General features: G+C 34.3%; 14 protein-coding genes. 13 read left to right on the top strand and 1 reads right to left on the bottom strand.

Translation table 11 applies throughout. The features are described from left to right. Positions 1 to 49 precede the first annotated feature (49 nt). Positions 50 to 940, bottom strand: a complete 891-nt coding sequence (locus E0W69_RS10880) for an AraC family transcriptional regulator (RefSeq protein ID WP_131330088.1) — start codon at positions 938 to 940, stop codon at positions 50 to 52. A gap of 219 nt (positions 941 to 1,159) precedes the next feature. Between E0W69_RS10880 and E0W69_RS10875 the strand changes: the two genes are divergently transcribed. The 13 genes from E0W69_RS10875 to E0W69_RS10815 all read left to right on the top strand — a co-directional run bounded on the left by E0W69_RS10875 (position 1,160) and on the right by E0W69_RS10815 (position 24,588). Next, positions 1,160 to 2,074, top strand: a complete 915-nt coding sequence (locus E0W69_RS10875) for a dihydrodipicolinate synthase family protein (RefSeq protein WP_131330087.1) — start codon at positions 1,160 to 1,162, stop codon at positions 2,072 to 2,074. A gap of 28 nt (positions 2,075 to 2,102) precedes the next feature. Further along, entirely contained in the window at positions 2,103 to 3,581 is a 1,479-nt protein-coding gene (locus tag E0W69_RS10870; RefSeq protein ID WP_131330086.1) for an aldehyde dehydrogenase (NADP(+)), read from the top strand. A gap of 5 nt (positions 3,582 to 3,586) precedes the next feature. After that, complete coding sequence (locus E0W69_RS10865; protein WP_131330085.1) at positions 3,587 to 4,588, top strand: 4-hydroxyproline epimerase; 1,002 nt, start codon at positions 3,587 to 3,589, stop codon at positions 4,586 to 4,588. A gap of 65 nt (positions 4,589 to 4,653) precedes the next feature. After that, a complete protein-coding gene (locus E0W69_RS10860) occupies positions 4,654 to 6,078 on the top strand; it encodes an APC family permease (RefSeq protein ID WP_131330084.1) in 1,425 nt (474 codons plus the stop codon). 2 nt (positions 6,079 to 6,080) lie between these two features. After that, on the top strand, positions 6,081 to 8,453 hold the full coding sequence (locus tag E0W69_RS10855; RefSeq protein WP_131330083.1) for a beta-L-arabinofuranosidase domain-containing protein: 2,373 nt from the start codon (positions 6,081 to 6,083) through the stop codon (positions 8,451 to 8,453). A 21-nt stretch (positions 8,454 to 8,474) separates the two neighbouring features. Then, positions 8,475 to 9,731 (top strand): NAD(P)/FAD-dependent oxidoreductase, encoded by a 1,257-nt coding sequence (locus tag E0W69_RS10850; RefSeq protein WP_131330082.1) that lies wholly within the window; start codon positions 8,475 to 8,477, stop codon positions 9,729 to 9,731. Positions 9,732 to 9,789: 58 nt separating this feature from the next. After that, entirely contained in the window at positions 9,790 to 11,340 is a 1,551-nt protein-coding gene (locus tag E0W69_RS10845) for a glycoside hydrolase (RefSeq protein ID WP_131330081.1), read from the top strand. A 4-nt stretch (positions 11,341 to 11,344) separates the two neighbouring features. Continuing rightward, a complete protein-coding gene (locus E0W69_RS10840) occupies positions 11,345 to 12,340 on the top strand; it encodes a glycoside hydrolase family 43 protein (protein WP_131330080.1) in 996 nt (331 codons plus the stop codon). A 12-nt stretch (positions 12,341 to 12,352) separates the two neighbouring features. Further along, complete coding sequence (galA, locus tag E0W69_RS10835; RefSeq protein ID WP_131330079.1) at positions 12,353 to 14,776, top strand: beta-galactosidase GalA; 2,424 nt, start codon at positions 12,353 to 12,355, stop codon at positions 14,774 to 14,776. A gap of 95 nt (positions 14,777 to 14,871) precedes the next feature. Further along, complete coding sequence (locus E0W69_RS10830) at positions 14,872 to 17,712, top strand: SusC/RagA family TonB-linked outer membrane protein (RefSeq protein ID WP_131330078.1); 2,841 nt, start codon at positions 14,872 to 14,874, stop codon at positions 17,710 to 17,712. A 17-nt stretch (positions 17,713 to 17,729) separates the two neighbouring features. Beyond that, positions 17,730 to 19,151, top strand: a complete 1,422-nt coding sequence (locus E0W69_RS10825; RefSeq protein ID WP_131330077.1) for a SusD/RagB family nutrient-binding outer membrane lipoprotein — start codon at positions 17,730 to 17,732, stop codon at positions 19,149 to 19,151. A 163-nt stretch (positions 19,152 to 19,314) separates the two neighbouring features. Next, positions 19,315 to 20,853 (top strand): S10 family peptidase, encoded by a 1,539-nt coding sequence (locus tag E0W69_RS10820; RefSeq protein ID WP_131330076.1) that lies wholly within the window; start codon positions 19,315 to 19,317, stop codon positions 20,851 to 20,853. Between the two features lie 942 nt (positions 20,854 to 21,795). Beyond that, positions 21,796 to 24,588: a SusC/RagA family TonB-linked outer membrane protein gene (locus tag E0W69_RS10815; RefSeq protein WP_191967816.1), complete on the top strand. Its 2,793-nt coding sequence runs from the start codon at positions 21,796 to 21,798 to the stop codon at positions 24,586 to 24,588. Positions 24,589 to 24,607: the final 19 nt, after the last annotated feature.

Raw genomic sequence — 24,607 nt, 5'->3', positions numbered from 1 at the left:
TATTAGTTATGATATTTGTACTATAAAAAAGGAGCAATTTGCTCCTTTTTTATGCATAGTTTAACTCCATTTTCTTTAAAAGATTTTCCTTGTATAATTTGGGAGATTTTCCTGTCACACTTTTGAATACTCTATTAAAGTTGGTAATACTATTAAAACCACATTTATACGCTATGGTCGAGATACCTTCATAGTTGCCATCAAGAAATAATTTACAAGCTTCATTGACCCTTATTTCATTCAAAAATGATACAAATGTATGTCTCGTATGTTTTTTGAAGAAGCGGCAAAATGCTTGTGGCGTCATAAATGCTTTTTTAGCGACATCTTCTAAACTAATATCTTTATCAAAATTTTGTAATATGAAATTATAGATTTGACTGATTCTGATTCCGTCCGTTTCTGTGGAAATAATTGATCTTTCAGAGGAAAGTAGTTCTGGGTCTTCTATATTTTTTAAATCCTGTAATAATTCAATAAAGTACAATGTTTTTAGTATTGTATCGTCAGATTGATTTATTAAAAGCATTTTATTTGAGATTGTAGGAACAAGGTTTTGCGGAATCTTAAAACCTGTTTGAATCTTTTTTAAAAAGAATTGAAGTGGTTTCAATTCATTAATATTTAATAATGTCTTGGAAATAATTTCAGGGTCAAAGAATATATCTAAGCTAACAATGCTTTTTGTGCTTTTGGGATTATGATACGAAGGGCTGCTTTTGAAAATATGCGGTTGGTTTGCCCCGATAAAATAAAGAGAATTGGTTTCAAAGGGATGCATCTGATTATTAACCATAAGTGTACCTTCTCCTTGTTGAACCCAAGTAATCTGCGTCTCTTTATGTCTATGTAAGTATGGATAAAAAAACGGTAACCTGTCCACACGAGCTATAATAGCTTTATCCTCTTGCACCGGAATGGTGAATTGTAGTACTTTCATCTCTTACATTTTATACCTAAAATTAACATTAAAATATTTAATTGTGATAAAATGGGTTAAAATATGGTTAGAATTGGTTAATTTTTATTTTTTATTCGGTTAGGAAGAAAATTTATTCAAACAAGGTTAATATTTGGTATGAAATGATTAATTATTGTGAAATACTTGTAAAATCAGTGAAATAACTTTGGAATATTAAAAAATAAAAAATAATTATATATGAGTTTTAAATGGGATGGCGTATTTCCTGCCGTGACTACTGCATTTACGAAAGAAGAAGAATTAGACTTAGAATTATTTGGTAAAAATTTATTGGCTCAAAAAGAAGCTGGTGTTCGTGGTATTATTATTGGCGGATCATTAGGTGAAGCTAGTACCATTACAAAATCAGAAAAAGAATTACTTGTAAAAAAAGCTATTGAAGTTTTAGGTGCAGATTTCCCTATAATTGTAAATATTGCAGAAGGTGCGACAAGAGATGCAATTAGTCTTGCTAAAGATGCAAAATCTTGGGGTGCAAGCGGTTTGATGTTGCTACCTCCAATGAGATATAAAGCTTCAAATGATGAAGTTGTATTATATTTCAAAACTGTTGCAGCCGCGACTGATTTGCCTATTATTTTATATAATAATCCATTTGACTATAAAATCGAAATTACTTTAGATATGTTCAGCCAATTGGTGGATATCCCTACTATTGAAGCTGTAAAAGAATCAACTAGAGATATCACCAATGTTACTAGAATGAAAAATAAATTTGGTGACAGATTTAAAATTTTGTGTGGTGTAGATACGATTACATTCGAAGAACTTTGTGCTGGTGCTGATGGTTTGGTTGCTGGCTTGGTGGACGCACTTCCTGCTGAGACTGTTGCCATTGTAAACTTGGTAAAAGCTGGAAAATATAAAGAAGCTCAAGAAATTTACAGATGGTTTTTACCTTTATTGGAATTTGACATAGATCCACAATTGGTACAATATATTAAATTAGTAGAAACATATACAGGTATAGGAAATGAATTTGTACGTGCTCCCAGAGTTCCATTGAGTGGAGAAAAAAGAGCAAAAGCTATTGAAATTATTGAAGAAAGATTAGCGTGCAGACCTAGTTTGCCTGATTATTTGCATCTTTAATTCAATAGTACAAATATTATCTTAGATTATGACATTAGAAGAAAATATAGATCAAATTATGGTAAATGCTAAAAATGCATTTACCATATATAAAAAAAGTAGCAAAAAAGACCGTGCACAATTTCTTGAAAATTTGGCTGATGCTTTGGAAAGTCAACGAACAGAATTAGTTCCATTGGCAATGGAAGAAAGTCATTTGCCCGAAGGAAGACTTCAAGGTGAATTGTCGCGAACTACCAATCAACTAAAAGCATTTGCTGCATTATTAAAGGAAGGTAGTTGGGTGGAAGCTTCGATAGATCAAGCTAAGCCTGACCGTAAGCCTTTAGCAAAAGCGGATATTCGTAAAATGTTACAGCCAGTCGGTCCTGTTGTTGTATTTGGTGCGAGTAATTTTCCTTTTGCATTTTCTACTGCTGGTGGTGATTCTGCTAGTGTATTAGCATCTGGTTCTACCTTAGTTATAAAAGCTCATCCTGGTCATCCCAAGCTTTCAGATAAAGTATTTGCAATATTAGATAGTGCGGTTATTTCTAGTGGTATGCCTGAGTTTACGATTCAGCATGTGACAGATACATCATTTGATGCAGGTAAATTATTAGTGCAACATACAGTTACTGCAGGTGTTGGTTTTACTGGCTCTCAAAAAGGTGGTTTAGCATTAGTAGAATATGCGAAAGCACGCAAAAATCCAATTCCTGTATTTGCAGAAATGGGCAGTATTAATCCTGTCGTTTTATTTTCGGATAAATTAGCTCAAGATCCTACAGCTTTAGCCAAACAATATGCGGGCTCTATAACGGTAGGGATGGGACAATTTTGTACGAACCCAGGTTTGATTTTGGCGGTAAAATCTTCTAGTTTGGATACTTTTTTAGCCGTTTTAAAAGATGAAATTGCAAAAGTATTACCTCAAAAAATGTTGCATGCGGGTATTCAAAAAGCATACAATACTGGATTGAATCGTATACTTGAAAAATCAGATGTTTCTATAGTTGGTAAGGCGGATACAGAAGCTGTGGATATTGAAGGCTATCCAACCGTAGTAAAAACAGAAGGCAAAACCTTTTTGCAAAAAGAATATTTACAAGAAGAATTATTTGGTCCATATTCTATAGTTGTAGAAGTGGAAGATTTATCTGAATTAGAAACTATTCTTGCGTCCTTAGGTGGTCAATTAACTACAACATTGATGGCTACGGAAAAAGATTTAGCGGATTATCCTAATATAATTGATTTACAAACAAGCCTTGCTGGTAGAGTTATTATCAATGATGTGCCTACTGGAGTGGAGGTTTGTAGTAGCATGATTCATGGTGGACCGTTCCCAGCGACTACAGATGTACGTTATACTTCCGTTGGTACTACGGCGATTAAGAGGTGGGTGCGACCCATCTGCTATCAAGGTTTTCCTGAAAACTTCCTTCCTGATGAATTAAAAGCTGCTAATCCATTAAAAATTTGGCGTTTGGTAGATGATAATTGGACGAATGAATCTCAAAATTGATGAAGATGAAAAAAACTTTTTTTTGTGTTGATGCGCATACTTGTGGTAATCCAGTGAGATTGGTTGCTGGTGGCGGTCCTCAATTAGAGGGCGTAACTATGAGTGAAAAAAGGCAATATTTTTTACAAAATTATGATTGGATTCGTAAGGGCTTGATGTTCGAACCAAGAGGTCACGATATGATGAGCGGATCTATTTTATATCCACCTGCTGATCCCAAAAATGATGTAGGTGTTTTATTTATTGAGACAAGTGGTTGTTTAGCGATGTGTGGTCATGGTACGATCGGTACGATTACTGCGGGCATTGAAGAAGGTTTGATCGTTCCCAAAACACCGGGTATCGTTCGTATGGAAGCGCCTGCTGGATATGTAAATATCGAATACAAACAAGAAGGAAATAAGGTCAAAAGTGTCAAATTGACCAACGTTCCATCCTTTCTTGCTGCGACGGATTTGACGGTAGAATGTCCAGATTTAGGGGAATTAAAATTTGATGTTTCCTACGGTGGTAATTTCTACGCTATCGTAGATGTACAAGATAATTTCAAAGGATTGGAACATTATTCTGTGGAGAAATTAATCGCATGGGCGAGAGTAATTCGTGACAGGATTAATGCTCAGTATACATTTGTTCATCCAGAAGATCCGACTATCAATTCTGTACATCATATTGAATGGACGGGAGCAGTTTTAGATCCAACGTCTACAGCGAGAAATGCCGTATTTTATGGTGATAAAGCGATAGATCGTAGTCCTTGCGGTACAGGAACCTCTGCAAGAATTGCACAATGGTACGCAAAAGGTTTATTGAAAAAAGGCGATAAATTTATACACGAAAGTATTATCGGATCGAAATTTATCGGTACGATAGAAGAGGAGACGACCGTTGGCGGTATGCCTGCTGTACGTCCTGGTATTGAAGGTTGGGCTCGCGTCTATGGATATAATACGATTACGATTGATCCCGAGGACGATCCGTATGCATTGGGCTTTTCTGTTTTATAAGACAGAAAAGCTTTTCTCTTGATTACTACTACTGCAACTGTGCTATTTTTTGAAAATGATGGACTATGACAGATGAAAATGATTATAAACGAAATGTAAGTTTGTTAGATGCGACTATGTTTGTGGCTGGAGCTATGATAGGCTCTGGGATATTTATAGTTAGCGCGGATATGATTAGAAATGTGGGCTCTTCGGGTTGGTTGATACTATTGTGGTGTTTGACTGGTTTAGTGACTATAATAGGTGCATTGAGTTATGGTGAATTAAGCGGTATGTTTCCCAAAGCGGGTGGGCAGTACACTTATATAAGAGAAGCATTTGGTAAAAAAATGGGATTCTTATACGGTTGGAGTTTCTTTTCCGTTATTCAAACTGGGACTATTGCGGCCGTGGGTGTTGCATTTTCCAAATTTGCCGCTTATTTATTTCCCTCTTTAGGTGAAGATCATATTTTGCTACAATTTTCTAGTTTTACAATTTCCGCTGCGCAAATATTGACTATTGTTTTGATTATAGGATTGACTGCCATCAATACGCTTGGCGTGAATCATGGAAAAAACATTCAGACCGTTGTTACAATTGCAAAATTGTGTTCGCTTATTGGTTTAATCGGTTTCGGCTTTTATTTTGGTGCAAATGGAAATGTATGGCATCAGAATTGGCAAAATGCCTTTTCGTTTAGAAAATTGTCGCTCGATGGGTTTAGTAACTATTCTGGTTTTGCGGTATTTGGTGCTTTTGCAGCTGCTATGGTGGGTAGTTTGTTTAGTTCGGATAGTTGGCATACGATTGCTTTTATTGCTGGAGAAGTTAAAAAACCAGAACGAAATATTGGCTTAAGTTTAGTGTTGGGAACGATTATAGTTACAGCGCTTTATTTGTTAGTCAATTTTGTTTATTTATCCGCATTGCCATTAAAAGAAATTGCTTTTGCAAAAAATGATCGAATTGCGATAGATGCGAGTTCGAGATTGTTTGGACTAACAGGAACGCGAATTATGGCAATATTGATCATGATTTCCACATTTGGATGTGTGAATGGTTTGATAATTACGGGAGCTCGCGTTTATCATACGATGGCACATGATGGTTTATTTTTGAAAAAAGCAGGAGTTTTAAATAAAAATTCGGTTCCTGCAAATGGCTTATGGATTCAATGTTTTTGGGCTTCTATTTTATGTTTGAGTGGTCATTATGGAGATTTGCTTGATTATGTAATTTTTGTAGTGTTGCTATTTTATATTATAACGATTTCGGGTATTTTTAAGTTGAGAAAGACACAACCCAATTTAGCTCGACCTTATAAAGCAATAGGGTATCCAGTTTTGCCAATTATTTATATTATAGTCGCTTCGGTGATTTCTATTTCCCTATTTATATATAAACCAAAATTTACTTGGCCGGGCTTATTTATTGTTTTACTGGGACTTCCTATTTATAGTTATTTGAATAAAAAGAAACTATCAAATGAAAGTTTACAAAAAGTATAAGAATGAAAAAAATACTATTAAGTTTAATATGTTCTTCTTTTGTGTATTGTGGCATACAAGCGCAATCTTATATTCCACAACGAAATGATGCAAGATTTAAAGTCAAACCTGTAGCGAATATCAAGGCTTATGGGTTTGACTTATCTGACGTGAAATTACTTCCTGGTTCAGAATTTTATAAAGCTAGACAATTAGATTCCACATATCTTTTATTATTGGACCCTAATAGATTGTTGGCGAGATTCTATATCAATGCAGGCTTACCAACAAAAGGCGATGCCTATGGTGGCTGGGAAAGTGATGGCTTGTCTGGTCATAGTTTGGGGCATTATCTTTCTGCAATCAGTATGTTGTATGCGTCTACCAAAGACCCGCAATTGAAAACAAGGATTGACTACATAACAGGGGAATTGGCAAAATGCCAAACAAAAAGAGGTACTGGTTATGTCGGTGCGATTCCTAAAGAGGATAGTATTTTTGGCCTAGTTAGAAAAGGTATCGTTCATTCTGGCGGTTTTGATTTAAATGGCGGTTGGTCTCCTTGGTATACGGTACACAAAGTTATGGCTGGTTTAGTTGATGCTTATATTTATGGTGGAAATAAAGAGGCATTAACGGTGGTGAAGGGTATGGCAGACTGGTCAGATGGTTTGATTACCCATTTGGATGATTCCTTAATGCAAAAAATGATGCGTTGCGAATTTGGAGGAATGAATGATGTCTTAGCAATGATTTATGCTATAACTGGTGAACAAAAATATCTAAAACAATCCTACCGTTGGATTGATGATTTTGTCATGATTCCTTTGTCAGAAAGGAAAGATGCTATTCAAAATAAACACTCTAATACCAATATTCCAAAAGGATTGGGTTCCGCTGATCAATATATTTACGGAGGTCTTTCTCGTGATAGTATTATTGCGCAATACATGCAAAGAACTATAGTGAATCATCATACATATGCCAATGGCGGAAATGGTAACTATGAATATTTTGGAGATGAAGACAAATTAAGTACGAGATTAAGTGATGATAATAGTGAGACTTGCGCTACTTATAACATGGAAAAATTGACTGCGGCGATTTTTAGTTGGAATCCTAATGTTAATTATGCTGACTATTATGAACGTGCATTGGTGAATGGCATTTTAGGTTCTCAGAATGATAGTGACGGTATGTTCTGTTATTTTGTTCCACTACGTATGGGCGGACAAAAAGAATATAGTGATCAATTTAATACGTTCACCTGTTGTGTAGGTACAGGTATGGAAAATCATACAAAATATAACCAAGCTATTTACTTTCAATCACCTGATGCGAAGAGTTTGTATGTTAATTTATTCCTTCCTTCTGAGTTGAAATGGAAAGAAAAAAATGCAACGATTCAAATTCAATCTAATATTTTGCATTCAGATAAAATAGAAATTGCAGTTTCGCCAAAGAAAGCTACCGAATTTACGATCAAATTACGTAAACCATCTTGGGTAGAAAATGATGCAGTTACTATTTATGTAAATGGTAAAAAATATAATTCTAGCATAGGTACTGATGGCTATTTTGATATTCATCGCAAGTGGAAATTAGGGGATAAAATTACCTATAGTATTCCAAAGAAATTATATGCAGAAAGTATGAATGATAATTCGAAAAGATTAGCATTTTACTATGGACCAGTTTTGTTAGCGGGACAATTGGGTGCGAAAAATCCAGATCCAGTAGAAGGCGTGCCCGTAATTCTTTCCGAAAATAATAATGTAAATAATTGGGTGAAATCTACAGATATTCATAATCTTTTATTCAAAACTACAGATGCAGCACAACCGATTCAGGTTTCTATAAAACCATTCTACGCCTCTGATCAAGGTCACTACAATGTGTATTGGGATAAATTTACCAATGAAGAATGGTCTGTGAGAAAAGCGGAATATATCAAGGAAAAGGAACATGAAAAGGAAATCGAACTACGTACTATAGATCTATTTAGAATAGGAGAGATGCAACCAGAACGTGATCATAATTTTACATCTACAGGAAATAGTTATGTAAGTGAAGCATTTGGAAAGCATGGTAGAGAAGCGCGTGCTAGTGGATCTTTAAACTTTACAATGAAGGTTGATCCTAATTCGACGAATAGTTTGTTAATTAACTATATCGGTGCGGATAAAAATAGAAAATTTGATATCGTTGTGGATGGAAAACTTTTACTTACAGAAACTACCAAAGGAGATTTTCAAGAGGATAAATTTTACGATAAAGAATATTTAATTCCAGTTGAATTGACGAAAGGAAAATCCCAAGTGAAAATTTCATTATTAGCTAATCATGGTTATACTGCAGGTCGAGCATTTGAAATTAGAACTATAAAATCAAAATAGCAATTTAAAGATTTTAATATAATGAGTAAAGTAATTATTATAGGCGGTGGAATTATCGGTTTGTCCTCCGCCAAATATTTAGTTGAAGCTGGATGGGATGTTACAGTTGTAGAAAAGAATGATTATTTGGATAATTGTTCTTACGGTAATGCGGGTTTTGTATGTCCTAGTCACTATATCCAATTAGCCACTCCCGGTGTAGTAAAACAAGGGATTAAGTGGATGTTTGATTCTAAAAGTCCGTTTTATATACAGCCAAGATTAAATAAGGATTTGATTCAATGGGGATTGGCATTTTTGAAAAGTGCCAAACATGAAAATATTGAAAAACATGGCATTCCCTTGAGAGATATTGGTTTGTTAGCGAAGCATGAATACGAAAAAGTTTGGCAAAAAGATTTTGACTTTGCTTATGATGACAAAGGAATGATTGAAATATTCAAAACAGCAGCGGCAAAACATGAATGTGCAGAGACCGTTGCATTTGGGCAAAAATTAGGTTTGGATGTCGTTCTAGAAGATAAAGCTGGTTTGGATCGTTTAGAACCCAATACCGAAGTGGATGCCATTGGTGCAATTCACTATAGATGTGATGGTCATTTGTATCCTCAAAAATTAATGGCGCATTTGATAGAATATTTGAAAAATAAAGGGGTGCAACTATTGTCCCATACTGAAGTGCTTGGGTTACATGGTAAGCAAGGGCATATTACTGAGATTGAAACGACAAAAGGTAAAATGTCTGCTGATGCATTCGTTTTAGCTGCAGGATCTTGGTCCGCCTCATTTAATAAAGATTTGAACTTAAAAATGCCATTGGTTGGTGGCCGAGGATATTCAATAACGCTACCCGTTTCCAATAGTCAGATGAATATCCAACATCCTGGTATATTGGTAGAAGGACGTTGTGCTTTTACGCCTATGGATGGGGATAAAATAAGATTTGGAGGTACCATGGAAATTACTTCTGTTGATACGCCTCCGAGACTAAATAGAGTGGAAGGCATTCTGAAGGCTGTACATGATTTTTTCCCTCAAATAAATATAAAATTGGATGATGTAAAGGATAAGATTTGGTATGGGTTCCGCCCGACTTCTGGTGATGGAATGCCTTATATTGGTAAAACTAAAAAATGGGAGAATCTTGTAGTCGCTACTGGGCATTCCCAATTAGGTATTAGTTTGGGATCCGCAACAGGATTGTTAGTGAAAGAACTTTTGCAACGCGAATCTACTAGTGTGGACTTGTCTGCGTTCGATGTGGAAAGATTTGCATAGAAGATATTGTTTTTTACACTTTTAATGGGGATATTTGACGGTGTAAAAAATAGCTTTTATGTTTAAGACTACACTATCACTATTTTTATTTTTAGGAATTCATATAACACATGCCCAAAGCAATTCCTCTATTTCGATAGAAATAGATTCAAAAATATCTTTTCAAAGAATAGATAATATAGGAGCATCATCGGCATGGTTTACAGAGTTTATTGGAAAATATTGGAGTGAGGAGCAGCGAGAAAATATGGCTCGCTGGTTATTTAGTAAAAAAATGGATAAAGACGGCAACCCCGAAGGTATTGGGTTGTCGTCTTTTCGCTTTAATATTGGAGGTGGTACTACAGAATTAGGTGATTCAAGTCGCATTAAAGATTTTAGAAAAAGAGTTGAATGTTTTTTAGATTCAAATGGTCACTATGATTGGAACAAACAAATTGGCTATTTATGGTTTGTCAAAAAAGCTAAAGCGTATGGCGTAAAAGATTTGATAGCATTTTCTAATACGCAACCCGTATTTATGACCACCAATGGACTCGGTTTTAAAACAATAAAGGATTATACCTCCAATTTAAAAACAAATGAATATGGCAATTATGCACAATTTCTAGCCAATATACTATCTCATTTTGCTAAAGAAAAAATTCATTTTAATTATATCAGTCCTGTCAATGAACCGCAATGGGATTGGTATAACAATAGTCAGGAAGGTTCTCCATGGACCAACTATGAAATTTCTAAAATTGTAAAGGCCTTAGATAGTGCATTAGTTAAAAATAAAATAAATTCGAAAATTATAACACCCGAAGCTGGACATTTAGAATATCTGTATTCGAAAAAAGGACGAGCAGGTGAACAGGTTCAAATGCTTTTTAATAGAAATAGTTCTTTAGATGTATCAAAATATTCTCATGTTTTAAATGCTGCTGCTGGTCATAGTTATTATACAGACGGAGATGACTCCACTAGAATTGCAATACGAAAAAATGTCCGTGATACAGCGGAAAAATATGGTACTTCTTATTGGCAAACGGAATACTCCATGTTGGGAGATAATTACAAAGAGGGCAAAAAGGGAAAAGTGTCCGCTATGGATTGTGCTTTGTTTTTGAGTAAAGTAATACATGATGATTTTGTGTATGGCAATGCAAAGGCTTGGCAATTTTGGAATAGTGTCGAGCCTGGGAATCCAGATTTCGATACGCGCTATTTCCTATTAGCATTGCAATCCTCCGATTCTACATTTGTGTCAGGAAAAGTTATTCCTACGAAAATGTTGTGGGCTTTAGGTAATTATAGTCATTTTATATTACCCAATATGCACAGAATTAAAGCTGTTGTAAATAATGGATTAAATGAAGTACAACAGGCAAAAGACTTAATGGTTTCCGCATTTGAGGATAATAAACAGATTGTAGTTGTGCTGATAAATTATTCCAATGAAGAAAAAAATATCCATCCAAACATTACCAACCTGAAAAAATATAGTTCGATGACTGTCTATCTTACAAACGAACAACATAATTTATCCAAACAATCCATTTCTACTAATACGTCAGAGTTGCAACTACAACCGAGAAGTATCTACACAATCGTAATAAAAAAATAATTAAATGAATACGAAATATATTTCAATTTTAATTTTCACAATAATACTGAATAATATTTCACTTAATGGCATAGCTCAAAAAGTGCAATATGATAACATCAAACCTGATCGTATTTGGTTAGATAATAATGGAGATACGATTAATGCTCATGGAGGTGATTTGTTATTTGCAAATGGTAAATACTATTGGTTTGGAGAGAAACGTGGTGCCGCGCACTCAGGAGGAGTCAATGTGTATTCATCCAAAGATTTATATAATTGGAAGTTTGAAAAATTAGCTTTAGGAACGTCTTCAACTATTGGTTCAGATATTGAAACGGGTTGTATTATGGAGCGTCCCAAAGTAATCTATAATGCTAAAACTAAAATGTATGTGATGTGGTTTCATTTGGAGTTAAAAGATAAAGGTTATGCTGCTGCACGCGCAGGCATTGCAACAAGTAAATCTATTACTGGGCCATATATTTATAAAAAAAGTTTTCGACCTAATGGTAATATGTCGCGGGATATGAATCTTTTTGTAGATGATGATGGTACTGCCTATCATATTTATAGTTCTAATGAAAACTATGATATGCGCATTGTTAAATTAACACAGGATTATTTGGATGTTACTAAAGAAGATACGATGCTTTTTAGTCAACAGCGTGAAGCTCCTGTTATGATCAAAGAAAATAATACTTATTATCTATTAACCAGCGCTTGCACAGGTTGGAGACCAAATAAAGGCAATGTTTATTCTGCCTCTACCATATTTGGCCCCTATAAAGAATTGTATAATCCATTTCATGGTCCAAATGCGGATATTTCATTTTTCGGACAACCCGCTTTTGCATTCAAATATCAAAAAGGTAAACAACCTCATTGGATCTATGTAGGAGATAAGTGGAATCCGAAAAATTTAAAAGATAGCCGGTATCAATGGTTACCAATCACATTTGAAAAGGATATGATATCCATCGATTGGAACTCAGATTGGAAATTTTCTACATTAAAATAAATAAATAGAATTATGTATCATAAATATTTGCTTGCATTATTAATATCTGGAACCATTTTCACTCAAACAAGCAATGCGCAAACAGAAAGAAAGCATATAAATTTTGATTTTGGATGGAAATTTCATTTAGGAAATGCTTCAGATCCAAATCGTGATTTTAACTATGGAATTGGTAATGTATTTTCTAAGTCAGGGGAAACAAGTAATACTGCGATTTCTGAAAAATGGGATGAATCCGGCTGGGATTCTGTCAATCTACCACATGATTGGGTCGTAGGATTGCCATTCACGTATATAAAAAATGATGATATAGATGCGCATGGTTACAAGCCTGTAGGCGGTTTATTTCCCGAAAATTCCATAGGATGGTACCGTAAATCATTTACTTTAAATGCACAAGATTCTGGTGGTCGTTACATACTCCAATTCGATGGTGTGTATAGAGATAGTAAAGTTTGGATAAATGGTTATTATGTGGGAGGTAATTTTAGTGGTTATACGACTGCGTACTATGATATTACAGATTTTATCCGTTTTGGAAAGAAAAATACCCTAGTTGTACGTGCTGATGCGACTCAAGATGAAGGTTGGTTTTATGAAGGTGCGGGTATTTATCGTCATGTCTGGTTAAATAACTATAACGATGTGCATATTGCGCAAAAAGATGGCTTCTATGTACATACAGCGATAAAAGGTAAAGATGCAACAATTTATACCGAAACTAAAGTAGAAAATAAGAGTCTAGAAAACCAAAATATCTCTGTATTTACCGAAATTACTAATCGAGAGGGTAAGGTGATTGGAACTTCTAAAGTCCAACCGATTCAATTGGCAATTGACGAAAGCGGAAGGATTAAACAATCTATTGCTTTGAAAAATGTGGAATTGTGGGATTTGGATAATCCATATTTATATAGAGCCGTTACTGTAGTTACAAAAAATGGAAAAGAATTGGATCGTTTGAAAGTTAAATTTGGAATACGTGAATTCAAATTTGATAGTAAAGACGGTTTTTTTCTAAATGGTAAATCTGTGAAAATGTTGGGTGTGAGCAATCATCAAGACCATGCAGGTGTGGGCGTTGCACTACCAGATTATTTGCAATACTATAGAGTGGGTCTATTGAAAGAAATGGGTGCAAATGCGTATCGCACGACACATAATCCACCCACACCAGAGTTGTTAGATGCCTGTGATAGTTTGGGTATATTGGTATTCGATGAAACCAGACTATTGACAAGTGGAAACGAATATGCAAAGCAACTCACCGATCTTGTAGAAAGAGATAGAAATCATGCAAGCGTATTTATGTGGTCTATTGGAAATGAGGAATATCTGACTCAAGCTAATAATATAGGTACACGCATTGCGCAAAATCAAATTAATCTAATAAAGACGTTAGATACGACTCGTGGTATATCCTACGCCGCCAATATGGGCAATGTGTATAAAGGAGTTAATGAAGTAATTCCAATTAGAGGATTTAATTATCATCTTGAAGGTATCGATCCTTATCACAAAGATCATCCAGAACAGCCAGTTTACGGTTCTGAGGTTTCTAGTATGGTGTCTACTAGAGGTGTTTTTATAAAAGATACAGTAAATTGTTATGTTCCAGACTATGACTCAACATTTCCTTCATGGGCGGCTAAAGCAGAAACTTGGTGGACGCAGGCAGATGCAAGAAAATGGTATATGGGTGGTTTTGTTTGGACAGGATTTGACTATAGAGGCGAACCTACGCCTTATCGTTGGCCCAATATTAATTCGCATTTTGGTATAATGGATATGTGTGGTTTCCCCAAAACAGTTTACTATTATTATCAAGCTTGGTGGTCCAATAAAGATGTTTTAAATATCGCACCACATTGGAATTGGAAAGGTGATGAAGGAAAAGAAAAATTGGTTTGGATAAATTCCAATGCAGAGGATGTTGAACTATTTTTAAATGGACAAAGTTTGGGTAAAAAGACGATGCCTAAAGACGGGCATTTAACTTGGAATGTAAAATATACGCCGGGTGAATTAAAAGCTATTGGACATAGAAACGGAAAAGAAATTACCTCTATAGTCAAAACTACAGATGTTCCTTATCAAATTAAATTATCTCCTTCCAAAAAAGTACTCTTGGCTGATGGTGAAGATGCTGTTGTGGTAAATGTCTCTGTTGTTGATAAAGAAGGTTTAGAAGTGCCGAATGCGAATGATTTAATTCAATTTTCCTTAAATGGCACTGATGCTCAAATTATAGGTGTCGGTAATGGTGATCCAAGTAGTCATGAAGCCGATAAATGTGTCGATGGTGCTTGGCAAAGACATTTGTTTGGTGGTAAAGCACAAGTGATTATTAAAAGCGGTAAGAATAAAGGACAAATCCAAATGGTTGCAAGCTCAAATATAATAAAAAATGCAATTGTTGAATTTGATGTGAATTAGTTGTTAATGTGTTAAAATATGAGCTGTTTTAGTTAAAATGCTAGCTGTTATATTCGAATTTAGATAAGATATTTGGATTACTAAAACATGAGAATATGGCAAGAAAATGGCTACTACCCTCAATTGTATGTATGTCTTTGGTAATCCCGACTACTTTTATCAAAGCTCAGCATACAATAAAAAATTTAGATTCATTGCGAAGAAGTAATGACTCAATTAATAAGTTAGATGAAGTTGTAGTTACAGCTTTAGGAGTACGGCGTGAAAAACGTAATCTAACGTATAGTACTCAAGAAATAAAGGGCTCTGATTTGCTAAAAACACAGGAACCTAGTGTTTTAAATGCAATGAGTGGAAAAGTGGCTGGTGTTCAACTTAATAGTACCTCTGGGGCCCCTGGTGCCGCTACGTCCATTGTAATTAGAGGTATATCTTCTATTTTAGGAAACAACCAAGCATTAATTGTTTTGGATGGTGTACCTATTAATAATAGTGAACGAGATGGAGGTGGAGATGGAGGTGCTGGTACTAGTGGACTAAGTGATATTGATCCAAGCATAATAGAAAATATCAACGTTTTAAAAGGCGCCGCTGCAACGGCTTTATATGGTTCTGCAGGTGCAAGAGGTGTGGTTCTTATTACTACAAAAAATGGAGCTAAAAATAGAAAACCTACTGTAACAGTTTCCTCTATTTATTCTCAAGATCATGCAATTTTACCACCACGTCAGATGACTTATGCACAGGGGGATGGAGGGGTTTATATTGATGGCGAGAATACTAAAACAAGTTTGTCATGGGGGCCAAATATAGATTCTTTAAAGGCAGAAAATAGTAATGTTCAATTTCATAATCCGTTGAAAGAATTTTTTAAAACTGGTAAAACCAATACAAATACAGTATCCGTTTCTGGAGGTAATGCAACTTCTGATTATGTAGCTTCTTATTCTTTTTTGGATCAAACAGGGACGGTTCCCAATACTAGTTTTACTAAAAACAATTTCTTCTTAAAATATAGAACAGAGATTATACCTAAGTTATCTTTGACTACGTCGATTAATTATTCTTATTCAAAAAATAGATTTGCGAATCAGGGATATGGCTTACAAAGTCCTTTGACAACCTTGTATAGTGCACCTATTTCATATGATTTTTTCCCTATTTATAATGATGATGGTAGTCAACGTTTATATAGATATAGTAGAGATAATCCATATTGGGTTTTAGATAATGTAGGTAACGTTTCAGGCGTTAGCCGACTTATTCCGGTGGTAACAATGAACTATAATGTCTTGCCATGGATGACAATCACAGAAAGAATTGGGGCAGATATATCCTCTGATAAATATAATTATCATGTAAATATTGGAGATGTAAGCTATGCGGATGGTAGATTAGTTAGTAGAGATGCTAATAACCGTCAAATAAATCAAGACTTTATTATTCAGATGAATCATGATTTTAAAGATTTTAAAATTTCGGGATTAGTAGGAAATAATATATTAACTACAAATTATGATCAGATGCAAACAACAGGTACTGGCTTGACTACGAATGGTTATTATAATATGGCAAATGCTTCAACAATTACCTATTCTGAATATAATACATTGACTAGAAAGATTGGATTTTATGCACAAGGAGAACTTGATTACAAAAGATTCTTAATCTTATCCCTAAGTGGACGTTATGATGGAAGCTCTGTTTTGTCTACCGCAAAACAATTCTATCCTTATGGGTCAGCGGCATTGGGATTTGTTTTCACAGATTTGATAAAAGGTAGTTTTAAAAATGTGATGAATTTCGGTAAAGTAAGAGTTTCCTATGCCTCTGTAGGTAATGATAATGTAAGTGCTTATTCAAATATAACTCCATTCTATCAAGCTTCAACGAATATTACTTGGCCTTATAGTGGTCAAAATGGATTTTTGTCTAGTGATGCATTAGGTAATTCGACTTTAAAAAATGAATTGCAGAGAGAATTTGAAGTGGGTTTTGAATCTAAATTTTTTAATAGTAGAGTGGGGATCGAAGCCTCTTACTATGTTAGAAATATGAGTGACGGTTTGGTGCAAGGTATCGCAATTGCAAATTCAACAGGTTATTCTAGTACAACTATTAATTCAGCTAAAATCAGAACATCTGGATTGGAATTATTATTAACGGGAACTCCAATTAAAACAAAAGATTTTAATTGGGAAGTGACTATTAATTATAGTAATCCCAAAACCATTGTTAAACAAATTGGAGGTGGTTTAACTAGTACCAATATTGGTTTTACCTATGCAGTTGAAGGACAAAAATATGCAATGCAATATGGTTCAGTCTATGCAAGAGATTCGAAAGGTAATCTTTTAGTTGATGCATCCGGTTTACCATATACTGAAGCAAATGGATATTTGGGATCTGCTATGGCTAATTGGTCTGGAGGAATTATTAATAATTTTCGATATAAACAATTCTCATGGGGATTTCAATTTGATACTAGGCAAGGAGGTGTAATTCAAAATACAGATGATTATTATAACCTTTACTATGGTATAAGTAAAAGGACTGAGAATAGAGCTGATTTTGTAGTGAAAGGCATTGATGCTGCAACTGGAGAAGAAAATACCAAAGTTGTTAAAGCTGAATCTTATTATCAAAGGATTAGTGGAATTACAGAGGCATTGATTCAACATTCATCTTATATTAAACTTAGAAATGTTAATATAAACTATACTTTAAATAATTCTATTTTCAAAAAATCTCCTTTCAAAGAGGCTACTATAACTTTGACGGGTAGAAACTTATGGATTTGGCATAATAGTGATTTCACGGGGTCAGATCCAGAGTCTAATAATACATTTGGTACAGGTAATGGTAGTATTGGTGTTTATACATTTGGTACACCTACGAACAGATCTTATAGTGTAGCCCTTAAACTTCTTTTCTAATTTTTAATGTAAAAAAAATGTATAGAAATAAAATAATAAAAGTATTGACGGCTTTACTTTGTATCCCTATTATATTTACAAGCTGTAAAAAATTTCTAAATGTCAATAAAGATAATAATGATTTGACCTCTCCTTCTGTTAATTTATTATTGGGACCAATAGAAGAATCCGTATCGAGTAGAATGGCTGCAGGTGGTGCTGCTATTTACATCAATTATTGGATGCAAAATATGACGCTTAATCAACCTGTCCCAAATGAAGTAACATATGTTGTGTATAATTCTAGTTTTAATTCTTATTGGTATTATGCCTATGTGACAAACTTGAATAATATGAAAATTATGGATAGTTTGGCGATGGTTGATGGAAATGATATCTATGCAGGTATTGCAAAAACTTTAACGGCATATACATTAGGCGATGTGACAGATTGGTGGGGTGATGTTCCTTACTCAGCAGGTCTTTCAGGAGTGGGGAATTTGACGCCAAAGTTTGATAGTCAAGAAAGTATTTATACAAATCTTCAAGTTTTACTTGATTCTGCAATTATTGAATTAGATAGAGGAAATGGTTTAGTTCCCAGTACCGATGATTATTTTTATAGTGGAAATGCTACTTCGTGGAAGAAATTGGCATATTCGTTGAAAGCTAGATTTTACATGCATTTGATAAACGCATCTGGCTATGATGTGCAAACTCAGTCCAAACTTGCTTTAGCTGCTTTAGATAATGGTCTTACGTCTTACACCGAGGATTGTTATTTCACTTATAATGGTGGTCAAAATTATTCATCTCCATGGTATTGGAATTTTTATAATACATCCACAAATATTCTAGCATCAAATTATGTTGATTCTTTAAAGTCAAGAAAGGATCCACGTTTGACTAAATTAGTTGCACCTGCTGCAAATACTGGATTATATACAGGTAGCGTTATTGGTTCCGGTTTTCAGACTCTTTATAATTTTTCTATTCCAGGTGATTTTTATGCGGCAGATAATGCCAATGGTTATATATTTTCAGCGGACGAAGCTTTGTTTTTGAAGGCAGAAGCAACGTATTATGTTTCTGGATTGAGTGCTGCACAAGAGGTTTATCAAACTGCTATTCTAAATAATATGGCTAAGATGGGGTTGAGTGCGTCTGCGGATAGTGTACAGGCATATTTAACTAATAGAGGTACACTTACCACTTCAAACGCAATCCAAAGAATCATGGAGGAAAAATCTGTTGCTAACTTTTTTTCACCTGAAATATGGACGGATTGGAGAAGGACCGGTTATCCAGCTTTGACTGTAATTAGTACCGCCAATGGAGCGCCTGCTAATACAAAAGGCATTCCGCGTAGATTTTTATATCCATTATCTGAAGAAACTGCCAATGCATCTAATGTACCAACAGCAACTCTGACAGATAGAGTATGGTGGGACACTAAATAAAGAATTAGGTCAAAGGAGTTGTCTAGATATTATTGACAACTCCTTTTAAATTAGTATAGTGATTCCAATGTACATCTATAAGGAACAAAAATTAAATATAAAAGAACACTATTTTGATATTTATACTAAATAGAATCAAAAATAGTATAATTATTTTTTTAATATGATTAAAATATTGGCTGTTTTTACGAGCGCATTTTTGACTATATTTTCTAATTGTCTAATGGCGCAAAGAAGAGGGAATTCAATACCTATACCTGAATATAAGAATCCGACTACAGTGTCGCCTTCAATGAAAATTGATCCTGATACTTGTGTGATAACTAAGCATTCTGCAATAATTAGGGGAGTAAATATATCTTATACTACAAGAACAGGAACGATGCCAATATGGAATGAAGATGGAAGTGCTATTGCGGATATATTTTATACCTACTATGAAAGAGATAATATTAATGATAGAGCTAAACGTCCATTATTGATATCATTTAATGGTGGTCCCGGTACTGCTTCATTATGGATGCAAATTGGTTATACTGGTCCTCGTATGTTGAATATAGATGATGAAGGATATCCTATCTTGCCCTATGGAATGCGGGATAATCCTTACTCCTTACTGGATGATGCAGACATTGTATATATAGATCCTGTCAATACTGGATATGCTAGAAAAACAAGTAAAGATGTTCCTGATGCTCTTTTTTATGGAGTCAATCAAGATGTTAAATATATTGCTGACTGGATTAATACATTTGTTAGTAGGATCAATCGTTGGAAATCTCCAAAATTTTTGATTGGAGAAAGTTATGGAACTACGCGTGCGGCTGGTCTAGCTGAAGCATTGCAAAGTAGAGAATGGATGTTTTTAAATGGTGTTATTTTAGTCTCTCCAACGGAATTAGGAATTAAGCGAGATGGACCTGTATCTGCTGCATTAAAAACGCCATACTTTGCAGCTACCGCCTGGTATCATAAAAAATTATTAGCACCTTATGCAGATAAAAAGCTAAAAGACTTTCTCCCAGAAGTGGAGAAATTTACAATTGAAGAATTTATTCCAGCCTTGGCTTACGGCGGAATATTACCCGCTGAAAAGAAAGCAGCCATTGCAAAAAAACTGGAAAGTTATACAGGAATAAAGGCTTCAGTGTATTTAAATAATAATCTCGATGTATCTCCATGGTTATTTTGGAAAGAGTTGCTCAGGGAAGAGGGGTTTACTATTGGTCGACTAGATTCTAGGTATAAGGGAATTGATGCGAAAGATGGAGGCGTTGAACCTGACTATAATATGGAATTAGTAGCATGGAATAACGCATTTGCTCCCGCAATGAATGATTATGTCCGTAATGAATTAGGATTTAAAACTGATCTTAAATATAATGTTTTTGGTTCTGTATTTCCTTGGGATAATAATAACAATAATACAGGTTATGATCTTGGAAATGCCATGAGGCAAAATCCAGCATTGAATCTTTTTGTACAATCTGGCTACTTTGATGGAGCTTGTGATTATTTTAATGCAAAGTATAATACTTGGCAACTTGACCCGAATGGTAAACTACAAAACCGTATTAAATGGGAGGGATACGAAAGCGGGCATATGATGTATTTGAGAATGCAGGATCGTAAAGTTGCAACTCAACATATTCGAGATTTTATGAAATCTTCCATAAAATATGGAATTCCGATAAAATATTGATCATAATTATTTCAAATGTTTTGAATATTTATTGTACTGTTATTATGATTGTTGTGGTATATATTGTTATCGTTAGTATATTATTTTACTATTTTACATTCTCTATATTGGAATGGTGCATAGACAAGTATTTCTCCTAAATTTGGAAGAAACATTCAATTGCAGTTTAAAAAAAGTAAGGATGGACGGTAAGTTTTGAATGATAAAATCAATGGGGACGATTTTTTTCTACAATTGCCAATTGTAAGTTGATATTTGTACATGTGTATGCTATGATAATCGTATTGACGACTAATGGAGGGATGTATAATAGATAGCGTAATCTGTCTGTTCTTGATATGGGTAGCTGAACAATGTTAAAAATTCTTACAAATTGAAAGTTACTTTGATGCTTGTCGTCCGTGATGCAAATATTAACGTGCCATCCGAAAGGTATCAATTGGGTAGTAGATGCTTTGATAAAGGCTGGGAAAGATCTTTATTTTCTACCTATTCTTTGAATGACTATACTAATGCTGGTCTATATCTAAGGATTTGAACTAAAGATTTTTTGTTCACCATTTACTTAATAGGTGCTGAAATTCCTTCTAGAATGGATCATTCAGTATTTACATTTCCTAAAATATTTTATCGTTCAAACAAAATTATTTAATATAAAAATATGTGAGAATGGATCGCTTATGAGAAGTATTAAATAATATAGTTTAAATTATATAAAAACTATATTTGTTAATTTTGATGTGAATTAGGTTTGGGATTTGATTTTTACTAATGAAATAAAATTTTTATTGGATAAAATATAATAACAAATTGATAATATTGAGGAATTTTTAGATATTATACTATTTTACATTTGAGTCAGAAAATTCTTTAATTATGTTAAGAAAATGGCTCATTTGTTCATTGACTACTTGTGTTGGACTAATTCCAATATCTAAAGTTATGTCACAAGAAATTAAATCGGAAAAAGATTCCATTAGATCATCTAAAGACTCCACTAGGCAATTAGATGAAGTTGTCGTAACGGCACTCGGAATAAAGCGATCAAAACGAAATCTGACATTTAGTACACAAGAAATAAAAAGCGATGAACTATTAAGAGCAAAAGATCCTAGCATATTGAATTCTATGACAGGTAAAATTGCAGGGGTACAGTTAACTAGCTCTACCGGTATGCCAGGAAGTGCGACTAGAATAGTTATTAGAGGTGCGACTTCTTTATATGGAGATAATCAGGCATTAATTATTTTGGATGGTATTCCTATTAATAATGATGAAACGGGTAATCCTACCGATGGTGGTGGGGGATCTAATCGTTTAAATGACCTAGATCCTGCGATTATTGACAATGTTAATATCTTAAAAGGTGCTGCTGCTACAGCTTTGTACGGTTCTGCTGGTGCGAGAGGTGTGGTATTAATTACTACTAAGAAAGGTACAATGTCCAATACACCTAAGGTATCATTTAGTACCTCTAATATAATGGATAAGGCCATTTTGCCAGAGCATCAAATGAAATATGCACTGGGGTTAGATGGTCAATATTATGATGGAGTGAATCAACAATCATCTCTATCGTGGGGACCTAGCATGGACTCACTAACGGCTGCAGATCCGTCGGTTAAATTTTATAATCCACTTAAAGAGTTTTATAAAACTGGATTTACAACTTTAGATAATGTAAGTGTTAGTGGTGGCAATGGGAAGTCGGACTATGTAATGTCCTATTCTTACGTCAACCAAAGTGGAACAGAACCTACTACTAATTTTATAAGACATAATTTCTTTTCAAAATACAATGTCAATATACTGAATGATTTGACTGCGACATTCCAATTGAGTTATAGTAGTAGTGTTAATAACATATTACCTCAATCTTATGCTTCGAATCCATTATTTACATTATATAATGCGCCGGTGTCTTATAATTTGAATCCTTACGAGGATGAAGATGGTAATCAAAGACTCTATCGAACAGGTAGAGACAATCCTTATTGGTTGTTACATAATACAATTAACAAGTCTAATATAAATAGATTTATACCGGTTCTTACTATTAATTGGCACCCTACTAATTGGTTGTCAATTATGGAAAGAGGTGGTGGAGACGTTTATGTCGATAGATATCATTCGTTTGTTAACCAAGGATCTGTAACTTACACGACTGGTTTGATAACTACAAATAATACGACTTTTAAACAATTTAATAATGACTTCATAGTTACTTTAAATAAGGATTTTGGAAGTAAATGGAGGACAAATTTAATCTTAGGAAATAATATTTATTCTAACTATAGTGAGAATCTGTATGCTTATGGATCAGATTTGTCCATAGCAGGTTTTAGTAATATGTCAAATGCTTCTAATGTGAAATATACTGAAAGCTCTGGTTTGAAAAGAAAAGTTGGATTTTATTCACAGGCAGAGATTGATTATGATAAATTTTTAATATTATCATTAACAGGTAGATATGATGGGTCCTCTGTGTTATCTAGTGATCATAGATATTATCCATACGGGTCTATTGCAACAGGTTTTATTTTCTCCGAATTTTTGTCAGAGAATGCAAAAAAAATTATCAATTTTGGTAAAGTGAGGGTTTCTTATGCTTCTGTTGGAAATGACAATGTTGATGCCTATGCAAATAATACATACTATAATCAAGCTACGGTAACGGGAGCCAATGGCATTCCAACAAACTACCCCTTTGGTGGTTTGAATGGCTTTTTGATCAGCGATGCCTTGGGTAATGGGAAGTTAAGAAATGAGTTGCAAAAGGAGTTTGAAACAGGTTTGGAAATGAAGTTTTTTGATAGTAGAATTGGAGTTGAAGCTTCTTATTTTCACAGAAATATGTCTAATGGTATTGTGGCAGGTTTAGCACTTCCATATTCTACTGGATATGCTTCTACTACAATCAATTCTTCCCGTATGACTACAAATGGTATTGAATTATTAATCAATGCTAATCCTATTAGAACGAAAGATTTTAGGTGGGATCTTACTATAAACTATACTAGAATTAGAACAATCGTAAATGAAATAGCTCCTGGTTTAGATACTGCATCCATTGGAGGTACTTATGCAATTGCTGGACAACGATATGGTATGTTGATGGGGACGAGATATCAACGCCAAGATGGAAAAATTGTAGTGGATGATAATGGCTTACCAGTTAATAATGGCATTGCAGAGGTCGTAGGTAATAATACGCCCAATTGGTTAGGAGGTATTACCAATACCTTTAACTATAAGAATTTTATGTTAAGCTTTTTTATTGATGTAAAATCTGGTGGTGCATTTATTAATTCTCAAGATTCTTATGGAATGTATTATGGTACTGCTATACAAACTTTGGATAGAGGTACTAGAGTTGTAAATGGCGTTAATGCAACTACACAGCAAGCTAATACTGTTGCCGTTACTGGTCGTGACTATTGGCAGTCGGTTTCAGGAGTGACAGAAAGTTATGTTCAAAATGCTTCTTATGTAAAGTTAAGAAATGTAACATTTTCTTATAGTTTGCCAAAAACAGTTTTAGGGAATAGCCTTATCAAAGCAACAAGTATCACTTTTACAGCTAAAAATATAATTTTAAATAAATCAAAAGGATTTACAGCTGGAGATCCTGAAACGATCAATTCAGGAGGTGCTTCTAATGGCGCAATGGGTGTTTATTTGCCATCTGTTCCTGGTTCAACCTCTTATGGTCTTTCTTTAAATGTTAATTTTTAGATTCATAAATTAAAATAAT

Source organism: Rhizosphaericola mali, from assembly GCF_004337365.2.
Lineage (GTDB): Bacteria > Bacteroidota > Bacteroidia > Chitinophagales > Chitinophagaceae > Rhizosphaericola > Rhizosphaericola mali.
This window is presented reverse-complemented; position numbering and strand designations above follow the sequence as displayed.